Source organism: Paracoccus bogoriensis, from assembly GCF_019431455.1.
Classification (GTDB): Bacteria; Pseudomonadota; Alphaproteobacteria; order Rhodobacterales; family Rhodobacteraceae; genus Paracoccus; species Paracoccus bogoriensis.
Map to the genome: position 1 here is coordinate 16,014 of NZ_JAHYSR010000033.1, position 15,663 is coordinate 31,676.

Below are 15,663 nucleotides of genomic sequence, written 5' to 3' on the forward strand. Positions count from 1 at the left end.
CTGCCCCGGCGCGGCGTGCCTGTCGCGCCGGGATGGCATCAGTATCAGTAGAATCAGTAGATGTATCGGATCTGCTCGCTCCAGAAGCGTTCAATGCGGCGGGTCTGCATGTTAACGTCCTCCAACGGCGGATCGTCCAGCACGCCCGACATTTCCAGCCCCTTGGCGTGACGCAGGAAAAGCTGACGCACGATCTCGCGGATGTGCTGACCTTCGGCCGTCAGGCGCACCCGCACCGAGCGGCGGTCCTGATCGCATCGCTCGTGGTGGACATAGCCCATCGTCACAAGTTTCTTGAGATTGTAGCTGACATTCGAGCCCTGATACATCCCGCGCGACCGCAGTTCGCCCGCGCTGACTTCGGCCTCGCCGAGGTTATAGAGAATCATCGCCTGAACGGGCGTCAGATCCGTCTGGCGCAGCCGCTCGAATTCGTCCTTGACAAGATCCAGCATCAGCCGATGCATCCGTTCCAGCAGGCGCAGCGCCTCGAGATAGGCCTCGGACGAGTCCGAGGGGGATTCGTCCTGGGGCAGACCGAAAGCGGGTCGCGGGTTCTGTGGGGCATGGGCAAGCATCTTTCGCCGTCCTGTCATGTTCGTCATGACCCGACGATGACAGCAAAAGTCGAATTACCGGTTAATCGCGCACAGCATTCCGCGCGCAAACGCAGAAAATTTTAGCCAGCGGCAAAACGCGCTGCGGCATGGGCGGCGATCGCGTCCAGCATCGGCTCCATGGCAGCATCGGGCGGGCGGGACCCGGTCGCGGTCCTGGCCCCGATCCGCGCAGTGATCCACGAATAGAGATCCTGATCGTTTTCCGACAGCAGACGCTCGTAGAGGTCCAGTTCGGCGGCCTCCAGCCGGGCCAGCCGGTCGTCCGCGAAATGCCCCAGAATCAGGTCCATCTCCTTTGTGCCGCGACGCCAGCTGCGCATGTGCAGCCGCTTCAGACGGTGCTCGGGCGATTCAGAGGTGGTCTTATCCATGGCTCAGCGCCTCTTGCAAACGGTCGATGCGCTGTTCTGCCTCGGCCAGCAGCGCACGCAGCGCGGCCAGTTCGTCCAGCAGCGCGACCTGTCGCGATCTCTCTTGCGGCGGCTCGCCCTCGCCCGTCAACAGCCATTGCGATGTCACCCCCAACCTTGCGGCGATCTGGCCAATCAGAGACGCACCCGGTTCGGCCTGATCGACCTCCCATCCGCGCTGCGTTTCGGGGCGCACACCCAGCTCATCGGCCAGAGCCTCGACGCTGAGACCTGCCGCCTCGCGCGCGGCGGTCAGCCGGTCGCCCAAGGTTGCCACGGTCTGACCATAGATGTCGCTATCCATCCTGTCATCCTTGCCCGTTGATCGCGGGCATCGTAAGCCTTGCCGGGCACGATGACAAATACAAGGCCCGCCATGGCGATCCTGTCCGCCCGACTCGACCAGATCAAGCCTTCGCCCACCATTGCCATGACGACCCGGGCGGCCGAACTGAAGGCCGAGGGCCGCGACATCATCGCCCTGTCGGCGGGCGAGCCCGATTTCGACACGCCCGAGACGATCCGCGATGCCGCCAAGGCCGCTATTGATGCCGGCCATACCCGCTATACACCGGTGGATGGCACAGCCTCGCTGAAACGCGCCATCGCGGCCAAGTTCGCGCGCGAGAACGGGCTGGATTACGCGCCGTCGCAGATCACGGTCGGCACGGGCGGCAAGCAGATCCTCTATAATGCCCTGATGGCGACGCTGGATCAGGGCGACGAGGTGATCATCCCCGCGCCCTACTGGGTCAGCTATCCCGACATGGTGCTGCTGGCGGGCGGCACGCCGGTCGTCGTCCCCTGCCCCGCCGATCAGGGTTTCCGCCTGACCCCCGAAGCGCTGGAGGCCGCAATCACGCCGCGCACGAAATGGCTGATCCTGAACTCGCCCTCGAACCCGTCGGGGGCGGGCTATGACCGACGGGCGATGAAGGCGCTGACCGACGTTCTGCTGCGACATCCTCAGGTCTGGGTGCTGGCCGACGACATCTACGAGCACCTGGTCTTTGACGATTTCGAATTCTGCACCCCCGCCCAGATCGAGCCGCGCCTGAAGGACCGGGTGCTGACCATGAACGGGGTCAGCAAGTCCTATGCGATGACCGGGTGGCGGATCGGCTATGGCGGTGGGCCGCAGGAACTGATCAAGGCGATGGCGATGCTGCAGTCGCAATCGACCAGCAATCCCTGCTCGATCAGCCAATACGCCGCCGAGGCCGCGCTGACAGGGCCGCAGGATTATATCCGCGACAGCCGCGCCGTGTTCCAGCGCCGCCGCGATCTGGTCGTGGCCGGGCTGAACGCCTGTCCCGGTCTGGACTGCCCGGTGCCGCAGGGGGCGTTCTATGTCTATCCCTCGATCGCGGGGCTGATCGGCACGGTCTCGCGCAGCGGGCGGCGCATCGACAGCGACGAGAATTTCGCCGATGCGCTGCTGGACGAAGAAGGCGTGGCGGTGGTCTTTGGCGCGGCCTTCGGGCTCAGCCCGCATTTCCGCGTCTCCTACGCGACAAGCGACGAACGCCTGACCGAGGCGGTGGCACGGATCCGCCGGTTCTGCGAAGGCTGCAACCCCGTCTGACCGGGCGCGTTGGGACGGGGCGAGCAGAAGCAAGAAGGAGAATCCCGATGCTGCCCCATAACGCGCTTGTCGTGGTGGCCGACGGCCATTCCGCCACCCTCTTTCGCAACCAGGCCCGCCACGGCATTGATCTGACGGACGCCCGGCGCATCACGCCCGAAAGCCTTGCCGATCCGGCAACGACCCCGGAACTGGACGAGATCAACACGCCTCGCGACGCGGAAGAGGCCGCCTTCGCGGTCGAACTGACGCGCCACCTGAACGGGCTGGTCCTGAAGAACAAGGTCGAGGATATCGTGATCATCGCCGACCCCTCGACCCTTGGCGTGATGCGCAAACATTACCACAAGGAGCTTCAGTTCCGTCTGCGTCGCGAACTGGCCAAGACGCTGACCAACGCCGACAGCGCGGCCATCGCCCAAGCTCTGACCTGACAGAACCCGTTCATCCGACAGAAAAAGGCAACAGGAAAAGGCGCCCCCGCGGGGCGCCTTTCTTTGTGGGAATACCGTTCCCGGCCGTGATCAGAAGATGCCAAACAGATATAGCAGGATGATCACGAAAAACGGCACCCCCAGAAACCATGCCACAAGACCTTTCATCGCCCGTCTCCTTTATCGTTCAAGTGTCGGTCTGACAGCCGAACGTCTTGGGCAATGACAAGTTCCTGAACCGGCCGTTTCACAGCGCCGTCCAGCCACCGTCCACGCTGATCGTCGTGCCGGTGATCTGGGCGGCCGCGTCGCTGCACAGAAAGACCGCCGTGTCCCCAAGCTGATCCGTGGTGGCGAAATCCTTCGAGGGCTGACGCTCCAGCAGAACCTTCTCGATCACGTCCTCGCGGCTCATGCCGTATTTCTCCATCGTGTCGGGGATCTGCGATTCGACCAGCGGCGTCAGCACATAGCCCGGACAGATTGCATTGGCGGTGATCGGCTCGCGCGCGGTTTCCAGACCCGTCACCTTCGTCAGACCAACAATGCCGTGCTTGGCCGCGACATAGGCCGACTTGTAGGGGCTGGCCGTCAGACCGTGGGCGCTGGCGATGTTGATGATCCGTCCCCAACCCGCCGCCCGCATCATCGGCAGCGCCGCCGCCGTGGTGTGAAAGGCCGAACTGAGGTTGATCGCGATGATCGCGTCCCATTTCTCGGCCGGGAAATCCGGGATGGCGGCGACGTGCTGGATGCCCGCATTGTTCACCAGGATGTCGCAGGCACCCGCCTTGTCGATCAGCGCACGACATTCGTCGGCCTTGGACATGTCTGCGGCGATATAGCGGACGCTGACGCCATGTTCGGCCGCCAGCTTTTCGGCCAGCGCGTGATCTTCGTCGCGGTCGGTGAAGCTGTTCAGCACCACATCCGCGCCGGCGCGCGCCAGGCGCGTGGCCACGCCCAGCCCGATGCCGGAATTGGACCCCGTCACGATGGCGGTCTTGCCCTTCAGGAATTTCTGAAACATCGGCTGCTCCTCACTTGCCTGCCGCGAAACGCAAGGGCCCTGGCGCCGGTTTCGCGCCCGCAGCATGGGCAAAAAAAAGCGCCCGCACAAGGCGGGCGCAAGTCGTGAGGCAGGTTTCATACAGGCAAGAAACCTATCGAGCAGTGCGTTATTTATACGCGAGTGTTCGCCCGAGTCCAACAGAGTTCTTCCCCCCTTGGTTGACGCATCCTTTGCAAGCCTGTTGATATCGCCGACAAAGAGAACGGAACGAGGCAGCGGGCGATGCGAATCTTCGGAATCCTTAACGATTGCGCGATCAGGGGTCTCGTTCCCGTGATCGCGGCCTTGGGAATCGGTGTTGCAGCAATGCCGCTGGCAAGCCTCGCCGAGCCTGCCCATGGCATTGCTATTTATGGAGAACCTGCCCTGCCCGAGGGCTTCGATCACCTGCCCTATGCGAATCCCTCGGCCCCTCGGGGCGGCACGATTCGCCTGGCCGAACCGGGGGGATTCGACAGCCTCAAGCCCTGGGTGCTCAAGGGGAACGCCGCCTGGGGCGTCGGTGTGCATGTCACCGAGTCGCTGATGATCCGGTCCATCGACGAGCCATTCACCCTGTATGGTCTGCTGGCCGAGACCGTCGAGACCGCGCCCGACCGGTCGTGGGTCGAGTTCACGCTGCGCCCCGAGGCGCGCTTTTCGGATGGCAGCCCCGTCACCGTCGAGGATGTGATGTGGTCCTACGAGACGATCGGAACCCAGGGCCATCCGCGCTATCATTCGGCCTGGGCCAAGGTCGCCTCGATGGAGCAGACGGGCGAACGCAGCATCCGCTTCACCTTCTCCGAGATCGACCGCGAACTGCCTCTGCTGATGGGACTGCGCCCGATCCTGAAAAAGGCGCAGTGGCAAGGCAAGGACTTCACCGAAAGCAGCCTGGAGCCGCCGATCGGGTCGGGCCCCTATGTCATCGACCGCGTCGATCCCGGCCGCGCGATCACCTTCCGACGCAATCCGGATTACTGGGGGAACGACTTGCCGGTGACGCGGGGGCTGCATAATTTCGACGTGATCCGCTATGATTACTTCGGCGACGCCAATGCCATGTTCGAGGCGTTCAAGGCGGGCGAGGTGACGGTCTGGCGCGAACTCAGCGCGCAGCGTTGGGCGCAGGAATACGATTTTCCGCTGGTGGCGCGCGGCGATGTCACCCTGTCCGAGATTCCCAACCAGCGCCCTTCGGGAATCGTCGGTCTGGTGATGAACACGCGCAATCCGATCTTTGACGATTGGCGGGTGCGTCAGGCGATGATCGAGATGTTCAACTTCCCCTTCATCAACCAGACGCTGAACGGCGGAGCCGACCCGCGCATCACCTCCTATTTCTCGAACTCGGTCCTGGGAATGGATCACGGCCCCGCCACGGGTCATGTGGCCGAGCTTCTCGAACCCTTTGCCGCCGAGCTGCTGCCCGGCACGCTGGAAGGCTACAGCCTGCCCGAGGGCAGCGACCGTGCCATGGACCGGGCTGCCTTGCGCCGTGCGCTGGCGTTGATGGAGGAGGCCGGCTGGACCGTGCAGGACGGTCAGATGCGCAACGCGGCGGGCCAGCCCTTCGCCTTCGAGATCCTGCTGAACCAATCGGGCACCGCCATGCGGAGCTCGTCCGAGACGCAGCAGATCGTGAACATCTATGTCGAAGCGCTGCGGCCGCTTGGGATCACCCCGCGCGTGACGCTCTTGGATTCCGCGCAATATGTCGAGCGGACGAACAATTACCAGTTCGATATGGCCTGGTATGAACGCGGCCTGTCGCTGTCTCCGGGCAACGAGCAGCGGCTCTACTGGGGGTCGCAGGGCGTGACCGAGCCGGGGACGCGCAACTGGATGGGGATGAACAGCCCGGCAGCCGAGGCAATGATCGACCGCATGGTGCAAGCCGAAGATGCCGAAGAGTTCGTCGCCGCCGTGCAGGCCCTGGACCGCATTCTGACAGCAGGGCGCTATGTGATCCCTGTCAGCTTTTCGCCCATCTCGCGACTGGCACATGCCTCGGACCTGAAATATCCTGAAAGAACGCCGCTTTATGGTGACTGGCCGGGCTTCATGCCCGAAACATGGTGGCAGGAGTCGAACTGATGCGGATCATTTTTGTTACGGTGACAGCCTGTGCCATACTGGCCGGGTGCAACACGATTGCCGGTATCGGCGAGGACATCACCGGGGTTGCGCGTTGGGTTCAGGGTGGCATCCCCGCAGGAGGATATTGATGAAATGGCATCATGTGGCCGCCAACTGGCCGGCTTTTTACGAAGCGATCCTGGACAAATGGCCCGAGGCCGACGAATCCGACCTTGACGAGATCGACGGCGACCAGCGCGCCTTCATCGCCTATCTGGCCGAGGCGACCGGCCAGGAGATCGAGGACATCCGCGAGGAACTGCGCGACTGGCTTGCCGGGGAAATTCCCTCGGACGTGGTCATGGACCCGATCCACGACAATCACTCGATCAGCCTCAGCGCCAAATACGTCAATGAGGGCGAGGACGAGTTCGCCGACGACGCGGCCTTTGGCGACGATCAGGAAGACGAAGATTGATTGCGCGCTCACTGCGGTCCGGCCCAGCCGGGCGCGGCGGATGCGGCAGGCTGAGGCCCTGACGCCCCGCACGCGCCAGTGACATGGATTGGCCAGTCAGTCACACCCGTTATATCGGAAGGTTGAGATCGCGCCACGCTTCTGTCAAAGGCACCAGAGAAGCCATCAGCGCAACCGGGCCTGCAATGACAACCACGATGAAACTTGCCGCAGGCAGCATCCTGCTGGGCCTTGCGGTTCTTGCGCTCAAGACGCTGGCCTGGTGGCTGACCGGCTCGGTTGCGCTGCTGTCGGATGCGTTGGAAAGCATCGTCAACGTGGCGGCGGCGATCGCCGCGCTGGTGGCAATCAGGGTGGCGCAGCGCCCGGCGGATCAGGGCCATCCCTACGGCCACCACAAGGCCGAATTCATCAGCGCCGTCATTGAGGGCGTGCTGATCATCCTCGCCGCGCTGCTGATCCTGCATCAGGCCTGGGGCGCCCTGCAATCGCCGCGCGAGCTGGAACAGCCAGGACTGGGCCTTGCCGTCAACGCCCTTGCGTCGGCCCTGAATGGCCTGTGGTGCTGGGTGCTGATCCGCCAGGGGCGCCGGCGGCGTTCACCCGCCCTTGTGGCGGATGGCAAGCACCTGATGACCGATGTAATCTCGTCCCTGGGCGTTCTTGCGGGGATCGGGCTGGCGCTGGCGACGGGCTGGATGATCCTTGATCCGATCCTGGCCATGCTGGTCGGCGTCAACATCCTGTGGTCCGGCTGGAAGGTCGTGACGGCATCGGTTTCGGGCCTGATGGACGAGGCCGTGTCCGACCGTTCCCTGTCCGAGATCCGCCAGATCATCTCGGACCGGGCCGAAGGCGCGATCGAGGCGCATGACCTGCGCACCCGCCATGCAGGTCGCGCGACCTTCATCGACTTTCACCTGGTCGTGGACGGTCAGACCACCGTGGCCGAGGCACATGACATCTGTGACCGGATCGAGGCCGCGCTGAAGGAAAATCTGCCTGATGCCCAGATTACCATTCATGTCGAGCCCGAGCACAAGGCCAAGCACTCTGGCGTTCTGGTGATCTGACGCGCTTCAGACGGCCAGACGCACCCAGACCGGCACGTGGTCGCTTGGCTTGTCGCCCGCGCGGACCTCGCGCTCGACCCCGGCTTCGGTCAAAAGATCGGCAGCTTGCGGAGACAACAGCAGGTGGTCGATGCGGATACCGTCATCGCGGTTCCACGCCCCTGCCTGATAATCCCAGAAGGTAAAGGGCCCACGTGTCCCCCACGGGTCGCAGATACGGATGGCATCCGTCCAGCCCTGATGCAGGATGGCGCGGAACGCGGCGCGGCTTTCGGGGCGGAACAGCGCGTCCTCGACCCAGTTCTGCGGGTTGGCCGCGTCGCGGGCCTCGGGGATGATGTTGTAATCGCCAAGCATCACCACCGGCATTTCCAGGCTCAGCAACTCTGCCGCGCGCCGCCGCAGGCGTTCCATCCAGGCCAGCTTGTAATCGTATTTCGGCCCCGGCGCGGGGTTCCCGTTCGGCAGGTAAAGCCCCGCGATCCGCACCGATCGGTCGCCGGTGACGGTCGCCTCGATATAGCGGGCCTGTTCATCGGCCTCATCGCCGGCCAGACCGCGCGTCACATCCTCCAGCGGCAGCCGCGACAGGATCGCCACACCGTTGAAGCCCTTCTGACCATGCGTTTCGACCTGCCAGCCCAGATCCTCGAAATGGGCGCGCGGAAACGCCGTGTCCAGGGACTTGATCTCCTGCAGCGCGACCAGATCCGCATCGGTCTGGCTCAGCCAAGCGGTCAGGGCATCCATTCGGGCCTTCACGCCATTGATATTGAAACTTGCGATTTTCATGGCGCGACCATGCGCGCGGCCATGCCGCTTGGCAAGCCCCGCCGTCAGCCCGCCTTCAGATCGAGAAGGACGTGCCGCAGCCGCAGCTGCTGGAGGCGTTGGGATTCTGGATCACGAAGCGCGACCCGATCAGCTCTTCGGAAAAGTCGATCACGGCGCCTGCCAGAAAGGGCAGCGAAACCGGATCGACCAGAACCCGCTGGCCCGCGCCCTCCAGCACCAGATCGTCGGGGGCGGGCTGGTCCAGACGGATGTCATACTGAAACCCCGAGCACCCCCCGCCCAGGACCGCGACCCGCAGGGGCTGCGGCTCTTTGCCGGCATTGATCTGGGCCAGGCGTTCAAAGGCGCGTTCGGTGACTTTCGGCGGCAGGTTCATGGGGCGTTCCGGTTTTCGACCTTTGCGGCGGAATATAGGGTCGCCGCGCATGTCCCGCAAGAAAGCCCCACGCCCATGACTGCTCTCGCGCCCTATGCCTGCCAGCCCGATCAAAGCCGTGGGCGGCTGTATGCCGAAAAGCTGTCCACCTTCCGCTCGCCCTGGCAGAGGGATCGGGACCGGATCATCCACTCCTCGGCCTTTCGGCGGCTCAAGCACAAGACGCAGGTCTTTGTCGAACATGATGGCGAGGCGTGGCGCGGCGACTATTTCCGCACCCGCCTGACCCACACGATCGAGGTGGCCCAGGTCGCTCGCACCATCGCCGGCGCGCTTGGACTGAACACCGACCTGGCCGAGACTGTGGCCCTGGCGCATGATCTGGGCCACCCGCCCTTTGGCCATACCGGCGAGGATGCGCTGGCCGCGCTGATGGAACCCTATGGCGGTTTCGACCACAACGCCCAGGCCCTGAGAATCGTCACCCGCCTCGAACGGCATTATGCCGATTACGACGGGCTGAACCTGACCTGGGAATCGCTGGAAGGCATCGCCAAGCATAACGGGCCGGTGACAGGCCCCCTGCCCTATGCCCTAGCCGAGGTGAACGCCACCTGGGATCTGGAACTGCACAGCAATGCCAGCGCCGAGGCGCAGGTCGCCGCCGTGGCCGATGACGTGGCCTATAATCACCACGACCTGCATGACGGACTGCGCGCAGAATTATTCACCGAGGCCGAGCTGGCCGATCTGCCCGTGATCGGCCCCGCCTTCGCCGAGGTGGACGCCCTCTATCCCGGTCTCGACCCGACGCGCCGCCGCTACGAGGCCCTGCGCCGCGTCTTTGGCGTCATGGTCGAGGACGTGATCGCGGTGGCCCAGAACCGCCTTGCGGGCCTGCAACCCCGGCATGTCGATGAGATCCGCGCAATGGACGGCCCGATCATCCGCTTCTCGAAGCCGCTTTACCAGAACATCAAGGCGATCAAGGCCTTCCTGTTCCAGCGCATGTATCGCGCGCCGTCGGTCGTGCTCGAACGCGAATCGGTGACGCGGATGGTGAACGACCTCTTTCCGCATTACCTGGCCCATCCCGAATCCATGCCCGAGCAATGGCACCAATCCGCCCGCGCGCTGGATGACGAAACCGAGCGCGCGCGTCTGGTGCTGGATTACGTCTCGGGCATGACCGACCGCTACGCCATCGCAGAGCATCAGCGCCTGTTCGGGCGCTGATCGGGCCTCTCACGACGCGATGGCAAACGTCGCGTAATGCGGGGCACGCGCCTGCGGGCTCAGCGCCTCCAGCGCGTCCAGAAACCGCGGCACGTGACCAAGCGGAAGCCGCTTCAGCCGCTCCGACGAAAGCTCCCACCAGGCCGAGGCCAGCAGCCGCGCCGACAGGGTCTCGTCGAACCTGGTGCGAATCGGGCGCGCCGGAACACCCCCCACGACCGCATAGGCCGCGATGTTGCGCGTCACGACGCTGTTGGCCCCGATGACGGCACCCACTCCGACATGGACACCAGGCATGATGATCGCGCCATCGCCGATCCAGACATCAGAGTCGATGATGGTCGGCTTTCCGATGGTCTCTTGCGCGGGAAGGCCAAGGGCTACGACCTCTTGCGCGTCATAGTGGCGATGCATCGGTCCGGCGTCCAGCAGCGGACTGGTCGAGACGCCCGTCATCCTGTGTCCCCCGGCACCGATGGTCACGCGCCGGCCAATGCTGCAAAATCGGCCGATGAAAACATTGCTGCGAAGATAGCCTTGGCCGTTCATATAGCTATGCGCGCCGATGAACACCCGCCGGTCGGCCGTGATCGCCGGGCTTTCAAGCCGCGCACCCTCTTCGAACAGAACGGGTTTCAACGCGGCCGGTTGGACGATGCCGCGCGCTGCCTGACCGGCGGCATCCAGCACCTGATCGAGCGCAAGGGTCTGTTCCAGAAATCGTTCCTGCTTTTGCGCCAGCGTTTCCGGCATTCGACACTCCTCTGGCCCTCACCCCAGGCCAGATAACGGCTTTCGAGACAAGGGCAAATCGTCCCTGCCGAGGCCGCGCGGCTCTGTGTTGAACGAAATCGCTCGGTCCGCGTTTGTCGTCGGTCCCACCGAAAAGGAGCACACCATGATCACCCGCAGCGGTTCGGCGAAATGGCAAGGCGGCCTCAAGGGCGGCAAGGGCACGGTCTCGACCGCGTCGGGCGCTTTGGACGGGCTGGCCTACGGCTTCAACACCCGGTTCGAGGACGGCCCCGGCACAAACCCCGAGGAACTGATCGGCGCCGCCCATGCCTCATGTTTTTCGATGGCGCTGGCGATGATGCTGGAACAGGCAGGCATCACCGGAATCGATATCGAGACCCGCTCGGACATCTCGATGGACAAGGAGGGCGAAGGTTTCACGGTCAGGAAGGCACATCTGACCACCACGATCCGCGGCGAAGGCGACCCCGAAACGTTGCGCGAGATGGCCGAAAAGGCCAAGGCCGGATGCCCGATCAGCAAGCTGCTGAACGCCGAGATCACGATGGAAGCCCAACTGGCCTGAGGCGCACGCTTTCGCATTTGACATCAGAGGGCTGCCTATGGGCAGATAGGGGCAATAGCCGCCGCATCAGGGGCCTTCCGATGCTCTCATCCTGCCTTCGCCCGAGTTTCTGCCTGGGCCTTGTGATCGCCGTCTTGCCCTCGGCCATGCAGGCCCAGGAGTGCCCCGACTGGCGGCTTCACGCGCCCAAACATATTGAGGCCACAGCCGACAGCCTGTTCACACGTTACCAGACGCCGCTGATCGCGGGCGGACCGGTAAGCCTGACCTCTTGCCTGTCCATGCCGGGGATCGGCTATGTGGCCAAGGCCCCCGACCTCAGCGTGAACTATGACGGACAGGGTGATCGCCGGCTGCTCGATATCCGCGTTCAGGCGGACTGCGACACGACGCTAATGGTGAACCTGCCAGACGCGCAATACGTCTATTCCGACGACGAGGACGGGTTGAACCCGGTCGTCCGCATCGCGGCTGCGGAAAGCGGGCTCTACGACATCTGGGTCGGCACGATCAAGCCAGAGACCTGCGCCGCTATCCTGATGATCGAGACCTTCGACGAAAGCTGACGCGCCGCCGCCGATCAGCGCCGGTCCCGGGTCAGACCATCATCTCCTTGGTCGCGGTCAGTTTCAGGTCGGGATGGTCGCGTCCGATCCGGTCGATGTCCCATTGCAGGCGGGTCAGATAGACCAGATCTCCGTCATGGTCATGCGCCAGATGGCCCTTGTTGGCACTGGCAAAGGCCTCGACCTTGTCCTTGGGGCCGCTGACCCACCGGGCGCTGGTGAACTGGCTGCCCTCGAAGCGCACGGGGATGCCGTATTCCAGTTCGATCCGGCTGGCCAGGACATCGAATTGCAGCGCGCCCACAACGCCGACGATGAAGCCCGAGCCGATGACCGGCTTGAAGACCTTGGCCGCGCCTTCTTCTGCGAACTGCATCAGCGCCTTTTCCAGATGCTTGGCCTTCATCGGATCGCTCGCCCGCACGGTTTGCAGAAGTTCGGGCGCAAAGGACGGGATGCCCGTGAAGCGCAGAGCCTCCCCCTCGGTCAGCGCGTCGCCGATGCGCAGTTGACCGTGGTTCGGGATACCGATGATATCCCCCGCCCAGGCCTCTTCGGCCAATTCGCGGTCGGCGGCCAGGAACAGAACCGGGTTCGTGACCGCCATCGGCTTCTTCAACCGCACATGGGTCAGCTTCATCCCGCGTTGGAAATGCCCCGATGCCAGGCGCACGAAGGCCACCCGATCGCGGTGCTTGGGGTCCATGTTCGCCTGCACCTTGAAGACGAATCCGGTCACCGATGTTTCTTCGGGGCTGATCTGGCGTCCGGCAGCGTTCTGGGGCTGGGGCGGAGGCCCGTATTCGCTGATCCCCTTCATCAGCTCGCGCACGCCGAAGCTGTTGATCGCGCTGCCGAACCAGATGGGCGTCATGTGGCCCTCCAGAAAGGATTGCCGGTCGAAGGCGGGCAGCAATTCGCGCGCCATCTCGATTTCGTCGCGTAGCCTCGACAAGAGATCGGCGGGGACGTGATCGGCCAGCCTGGGATCGTCCAACCCCTCGATGGCGATGCTTTCGGCAACGCGGTTGCGGTCGGCGCGGTCCATCAGTTCCAGCCGGTCGCGCAACATGTCGTAGCAGCCGATGAAGTCACGCCCGCCCCCGATGGGCCAGGATGCGGGTGCCACGTCGATGGCCAGGTTTTCCTGGATCTCGTCGATGATCTCGAACGTGTCGCGACTTTCTCGATCCATCTTGTTGCAGAAGGTCAGGATCGGCAGGTCGCGTAACCGGCAGACCTCGAACAGCTTGCGGGTCTGCGATTCGACACCCTTGGCCCCGTCGATGACCATGATCGCCGCATCAACCGCCGTCAGCGTGCGATAGGTATCCTCGGAAAAATCGCTGTGGCCCGGCGTATCGACCAGGTTGAAGCGATATGCGTCAAAATCGAACGACATTGCCGAGGCCGAGACCGAGATGCCGCGATCCTGCTCCATCTTCATGAAATCCGAGCGCGTCCGCCGCGCCTCGCCCTTGGCACGGACCTGACCGGCCATCTGGATCGCGCCGCCATAGAGCAGGAATTTCTCGGTCAGCGTGGTCTTGCCGGCGTCGGGATGCGAGATGATCGCAAAGGTCCGGCGGCGGGCGATTTCGGGCGGAAGTTCGGGGCGGTTGCTCATGAGGGGCGCTTTACCGTGCCCGCAGGCGCAAGGCAATCGCGCGTTTGGGCGGTGAAATGGCTCGTTTTGTCATTATCCCGCGCTTGGCCGATGCGCGCGGGCGCGGCATCCTCGCGCCATCCCCCGTATCGGTATTGCGATGGAACAGGGTCTGGAACAGGTGATGCGACTGGTGGGGCATCGCGCGGTCGAGTGGATGTGCCAGCAGGTCATGGCGCTGCCCGATCCACTGCCCGCCACCCATCCGGATCTTGTCGCGCTGGCGCAGGCGGCTGTCGTCGGTCCGGTCATCGGCGCGTTGAGCGGGCGGCGCTCGCCGATCGAGGTGCTGGCCCACCGACGCCTGCACCCCGCTCTGCCGCGCCGTGCTGCACTGGATCATCTGGCAGGTCTGCCCGCCTCGCCTGCGCTGATCCTCGCCGCGCCCCTGATCGCACCCGGCGATCCCGCCTGCGCATTGGCTCTGGCCGATCTGGCCGACGATCCGGCCCGCGATGTTGCGCTGCGTCTGGCCTGCGGTGCGTCGCCCCCGCCCGATGTCGAAGGAACCCTGCTGGCCCCTCTGCCCTTGGTGATCGACCACGACTGCCTGTCGGGACGACTGACTTTGCTGCTGGCGCTGTGGCGTCAGGCAGGGGGCCTGCCGCGCCTGTCCTCGGCCGCGCGGCATGGGGATCTGCTGGCGGCTTTGCGTGATTGGGCGCGGCTGGCGGGCCAGCTGAGCGACACGCAATGCCTGGCGCAGACCCTGTGCGGCCTGCTTCTTGTCGATCCGCAGCAGGATGTGGCCGCGCTCGTGACCCGGCTTCTGGATCTGCAAGGCCCCGATGGCGGCTTTCCCACCCGCCTTTGCCGCCCTGATGGCCCGACGCCCCTGGCGCAGGGGATGACCGTCACTCTGTCGGTGCTGCTGGCCTTTCAGCTGACGCGCCCAAACCGGCGCATTGCGCCGCTGTTACCGCCCGTCAGGCCGATCACCGCCGCGATGCTGGCTGTTGCCGCGCGGATGGAGGACCGCTTGCAGGCAACGCGGCTTGACCCTTGGTCACGCCTTCTGGGCGATGTCCTGGTCCTGCGGGCGACGGGACGCAACCGGCTGTCGGGATCATCCTTCTCGCCCGGTCGGGCACGGCTGGCGCGGCTGGCATCAATCGTCTTTGGCGACCCCATCGCAGCCCATGCCCTGCGCCGTCATCTGGGTTGGAAACCGGACCGTCCGCTGGCCATGCCCGATCTGGCCTGGCTGGCCGGAGCGCCGGTGCGCCTGACAGGACAGACCTATGCTTGGCAGGAGTGGAACCGCGCGACGGACCGGCTCGACGAACGCGCCTTCATGAGGCTGGTGCTGCAGGCGCGCCGCCATGGCGCAGCACCGCCACAGCGCGCCCTGCGCTTTGCCCGGCGACTGACGGGCGCGGCCCTGTCCAGGGTTCAAGACGATCATGCATCGTTTGACGACCTCGCCCTTGCCCTCGAACGGACGATCCTTCTGGCAAGCGCATTCGAGCAGTTCCCTGCCCCGGCGATGGCCGCCTAGGCTCCAGGCTCATTGATTGTCAAAGCCGGAACAGGACGGTAGCGGCGAGGGTGACGGCAGAGAGGAAACCCCTGGGGCACCTGTCGTAGCGGGTGGCGATGCGGCGCCAGTCCTTGAGCCTGCCGAACATGATCCCGATCCGGTTGCGGCGTTTGTAGCGGCGTCGGTCGTGGCGGACAGCCTTTCCTCGGGACTTCCGACCTGGGATGCAAGGCTTTATCCCCTTGTCTTTCAACGCTTCCCGGAACCAGTCGGCATCATAGCCGCGGTCGGCGATCAGCCATTCGGCGGCGGGCAAGCTGCCCAGCAAGGCCGCCGCGCCCAGGTAGTCGCTGACCTGGCCCGCGGTCATGAAGAAGCGGATCGGCCGCCCCTTCGCATCGGTGACGGCGTGCTGAGCTGGTCCCCATAAACTGGACAGTTTGCTAAGCTTGCCGCCAAGGAAGACGAGGACGAACAGCGTGGCTGGCAA

Annotated in this window: 19 protein-coding genes; 10 read left to right on the forward strand and 9 right to left on the reverse strand. The window is 64.5% G+C overall.

What is annotated here, in order from left to right; genetic code table 11:
* Positions 1-53 precede the first annotated feature (53 nt).
* The 3 genes from KY389_RS13885 to KY389_RS13895 form a co-directional block, all read right to left on the reverse strand.
* Positions 54-578, reverse strand: coding sequence for a MarR family winged helix-turn-helix transcriptional regulator (locus KY389_RS13885; protein ID WP_219831583.1), 525 nt, complete (start codon positions 576-578; stop codon positions 54-56).
* 101 nt (positions 579-679) lie between these two features.
* Positions 680-991 carry an FAD assembly factor SdhE gene (locus tag KY389_RS13890; RefSeq protein WP_246588143.1) on the reverse strand — a complete coding sequence of 104 codons (312 nt, stop codon included), beginning with the start codon at positions 989-991 and terminating at the stop codon, positions 680-682.
* Positions 984-1,334, reverse strand: coding sequence for a helix-turn-helix domain-containing protein (locus KY389_RS13895; RefSeq protein WP_219831584.1), 351 nt, complete (start codon positions 1,332-1,334; stop codon positions 984-986). The genes KY389_RS13890 and KY389_RS13895 overlap by 8 nt, the downstream gene beginning before the upstream one ends.
* A gap of 72 nt (positions 1,335-1,406) precedes the next feature.
* On the opposite strand from KY389_RS13895, the gene KY389_RS13900 reads away from it, so the two are divergent.
* Positions 1,407-2,615: a pyridoxal phosphate-dependent aminotransferase gene (locus KY389_RS13900; protein ID WP_219831585.1), complete on the forward strand. Its 1,209-nt coding sequence runs from the start codon at positions 1,407-1,409 to the stop codon at positions 2,613-2,615.
* 47 nt (positions 2,616-2,662) lie between these two features.
* Positions 2,663-3,049 carry a baeRF12 domain-containing protein gene (locus KY389_RS13905; protein WP_219831586.1) on the forward strand — a complete coding sequence of 129 codons (387 nt, stop codon included), beginning with the start codon at positions 2,663-2,665 and terminating at the stop codon, positions 3,047-3,049.
* 247 nt (positions 3,050-3,296) lie between these two features.
* Here the strand turns inward: KY389_RS13905 and KY389_RS13910 are convergent, their stop codons facing one another.
* Positions 3,297-4,079, reverse strand: coding sequence for a 3-hydroxybutyrate dehydrogenase (locus KY389_RS13910; protein ID WP_219831587.1), 783 nt, complete (start codon positions 4,077-4,079; stop codon positions 3,297-3,299).
* A 264-nt stretch (positions 4,080-4,343) separates the two neighbouring features.
* Here KY389_RS13910 and KY389_RS13915 point away from each other — a divergent pair, with 264 nt between their 5' ends.
* The 4 genes from KY389_RS13915 (at position 4,344) to KY389_RS13925 (ending at position 7,733) form a co-directional block, all read left to right on the forward strand.
* A complete protein-coding gene (locus tag KY389_RS13915) occupies positions 4,344-6,200 on the forward strand; it encodes an extracellular solute-binding protein (RefSeq protein WP_219831588.1) in 1,857 nt (618 codons plus the stop codon).
* Positions 6,200-6,331 carry a hypothetical protein gene (locus KY389_RS15690; protein ID WP_281426541.1) on the forward strand — a complete coding sequence of 44 codons (132 nt, stop codon included), beginning with the start codon at positions 6,200-6,202 and terminating at the stop codon, positions 6,329-6,331. Before KY389_RS13915 ends, KY389_RS15690 begins: the two co-directional genes overlap by 1 nt.
* A complete protein-coding gene (locus KY389_RS13920) occupies positions 6,331-6,660 on the forward strand; it encodes a hypothetical protein (protein WP_219831589.1) in 330 nt (109 codons plus the stop codon). Before KY389_RS15690 ends, KY389_RS13920 begins: the two co-directional genes overlap by 1 nt.
* 185 nt (positions 6,661-6,845) lie before the next feature.
* Positions 6,846-7,733 (forward strand): cation diffusion facilitator family transporter, encoded by an 888-nt coding sequence (locus KY389_RS13925; protein WP_219831590.1) that lies wholly within the window; start codon positions 6,846-6,848, stop codon positions 7,731-7,733.
* 6 nt (positions 7,734-7,739) lie between these two features.
* On the opposite strand, the gene xth is transcribed toward KY389_RS13925, so the two are convergent.
* Entirely contained in the window at positions 7,740-8,525 is a 786-nt protein-coding gene (xth, locus tag KY389_RS13930) for an exodeoxyribonuclease III (RefSeq protein ID WP_219831591.1), read from the reverse strand.
* Positions 8,526-8,580: 55 nt separating this feature from the next.
* The gene (locus KY389_RS13935) at positions 8,581-8,904 is read right to left on the reverse strand and encodes a HesB/IscA family protein (RefSeq protein WP_219831592.1); all 324 of its coding nucleotides are present in this window, start codon (positions 8,902-8,904) and stop codon (positions 8,581-8,583) included.
* A 75-nt stretch (positions 8,905-8,979) separates the two neighbouring features.
* Here KY389_RS13935 and KY389_RS13940 point away from each other — a divergent pair, with 75 nt between their 5' ends.
* On the forward strand, positions 8,980-10,140 hold the full coding sequence (locus KY389_RS13940) for a deoxyguanosinetriphosphate triphosphohydrolase (RefSeq protein ID WP_219831593.1): 1,161 nt from the start codon (positions 8,980-8,982) through the stop codon (positions 10,138-10,140).
* A 9-nt stretch (positions 10,141-10,149) separates the two neighbouring features.
* Here the strand turns inward: KY389_RS13940 and KY389_RS13945 are convergent, their stop codons facing one another.
* Positions 10,150-10,893: a CatB-related O-acetyltransferase gene (locus KY389_RS13945; protein ID WP_246588144.1), complete on the reverse strand. Its 744-nt coding sequence runs from the start codon at positions 10,891-10,893 to the stop codon at positions 10,150-10,152.
* 145 nt (positions 10,894-11,038) lie between these two features.
* Here KY389_RS13945 and KY389_RS13950 point away from each other — a divergent pair, with 145 nt between their 5' ends.
* The gene (locus tag KY389_RS13950) at positions 11,039-11,461 is read left to right on the forward strand and encodes an OsmC family protein (protein ID WP_219831594.1); all 423 of its coding nucleotides are present in this window, start codon (positions 11,039-11,041) and stop codon (positions 11,459-11,461) included.
* 80 nt (positions 11,462-11,541) lie between these two features.
* Positions 11,542-12,027, forward strand: a complete 486-nt coding sequence (locus KY389_RS13955) for a peptidase S1 (protein ID WP_219831595.1) — start codon at positions 11,542-11,544, stop codon at positions 12,025-12,027.
* Between the two features lie 31 nt (positions 12,028-12,058).
* Here KY389_RS13955 and KY389_RS13960 read toward each other — a convergent pair whose 3' ends face one another.
* The gene (locus KY389_RS13960; RefSeq protein WP_219831596.1) at positions 12,059-13,654 is read right to left on the reverse strand and encodes a peptide chain release factor 3; all 1,596 of its coding nucleotides are present in this window, start codon (positions 13,652-13,654) and stop codon (positions 12,059-12,061) included.
* A gap of 139 nt (positions 13,655-13,793) precedes the next feature.
* Here KY389_RS13960 and KY389_RS13965 point away from each other — a divergent pair, with 139 nt between their 5' ends.
* Positions 13,794-15,191: a hypothetical protein gene (locus tag KY389_RS13965; protein WP_219831597.1), complete on the forward strand. Its 1,398-nt coding sequence runs from the start codon at positions 13,794-13,796 to the stop codon at positions 15,189-15,191.
* Between the two features lie 19 nt (positions 15,192-15,210).
* On the opposite strand, the gene KY389_RS13970 is transcribed toward KY389_RS13965, so the two are convergent.
* Positions 15,211-15,663 (reverse strand): IS5 family transposase (locus tag KY389_RS13970; RefSeq protein ID WP_246588145.1); only part of this gene is annotated, 453 nt, incomplete at its 5' end.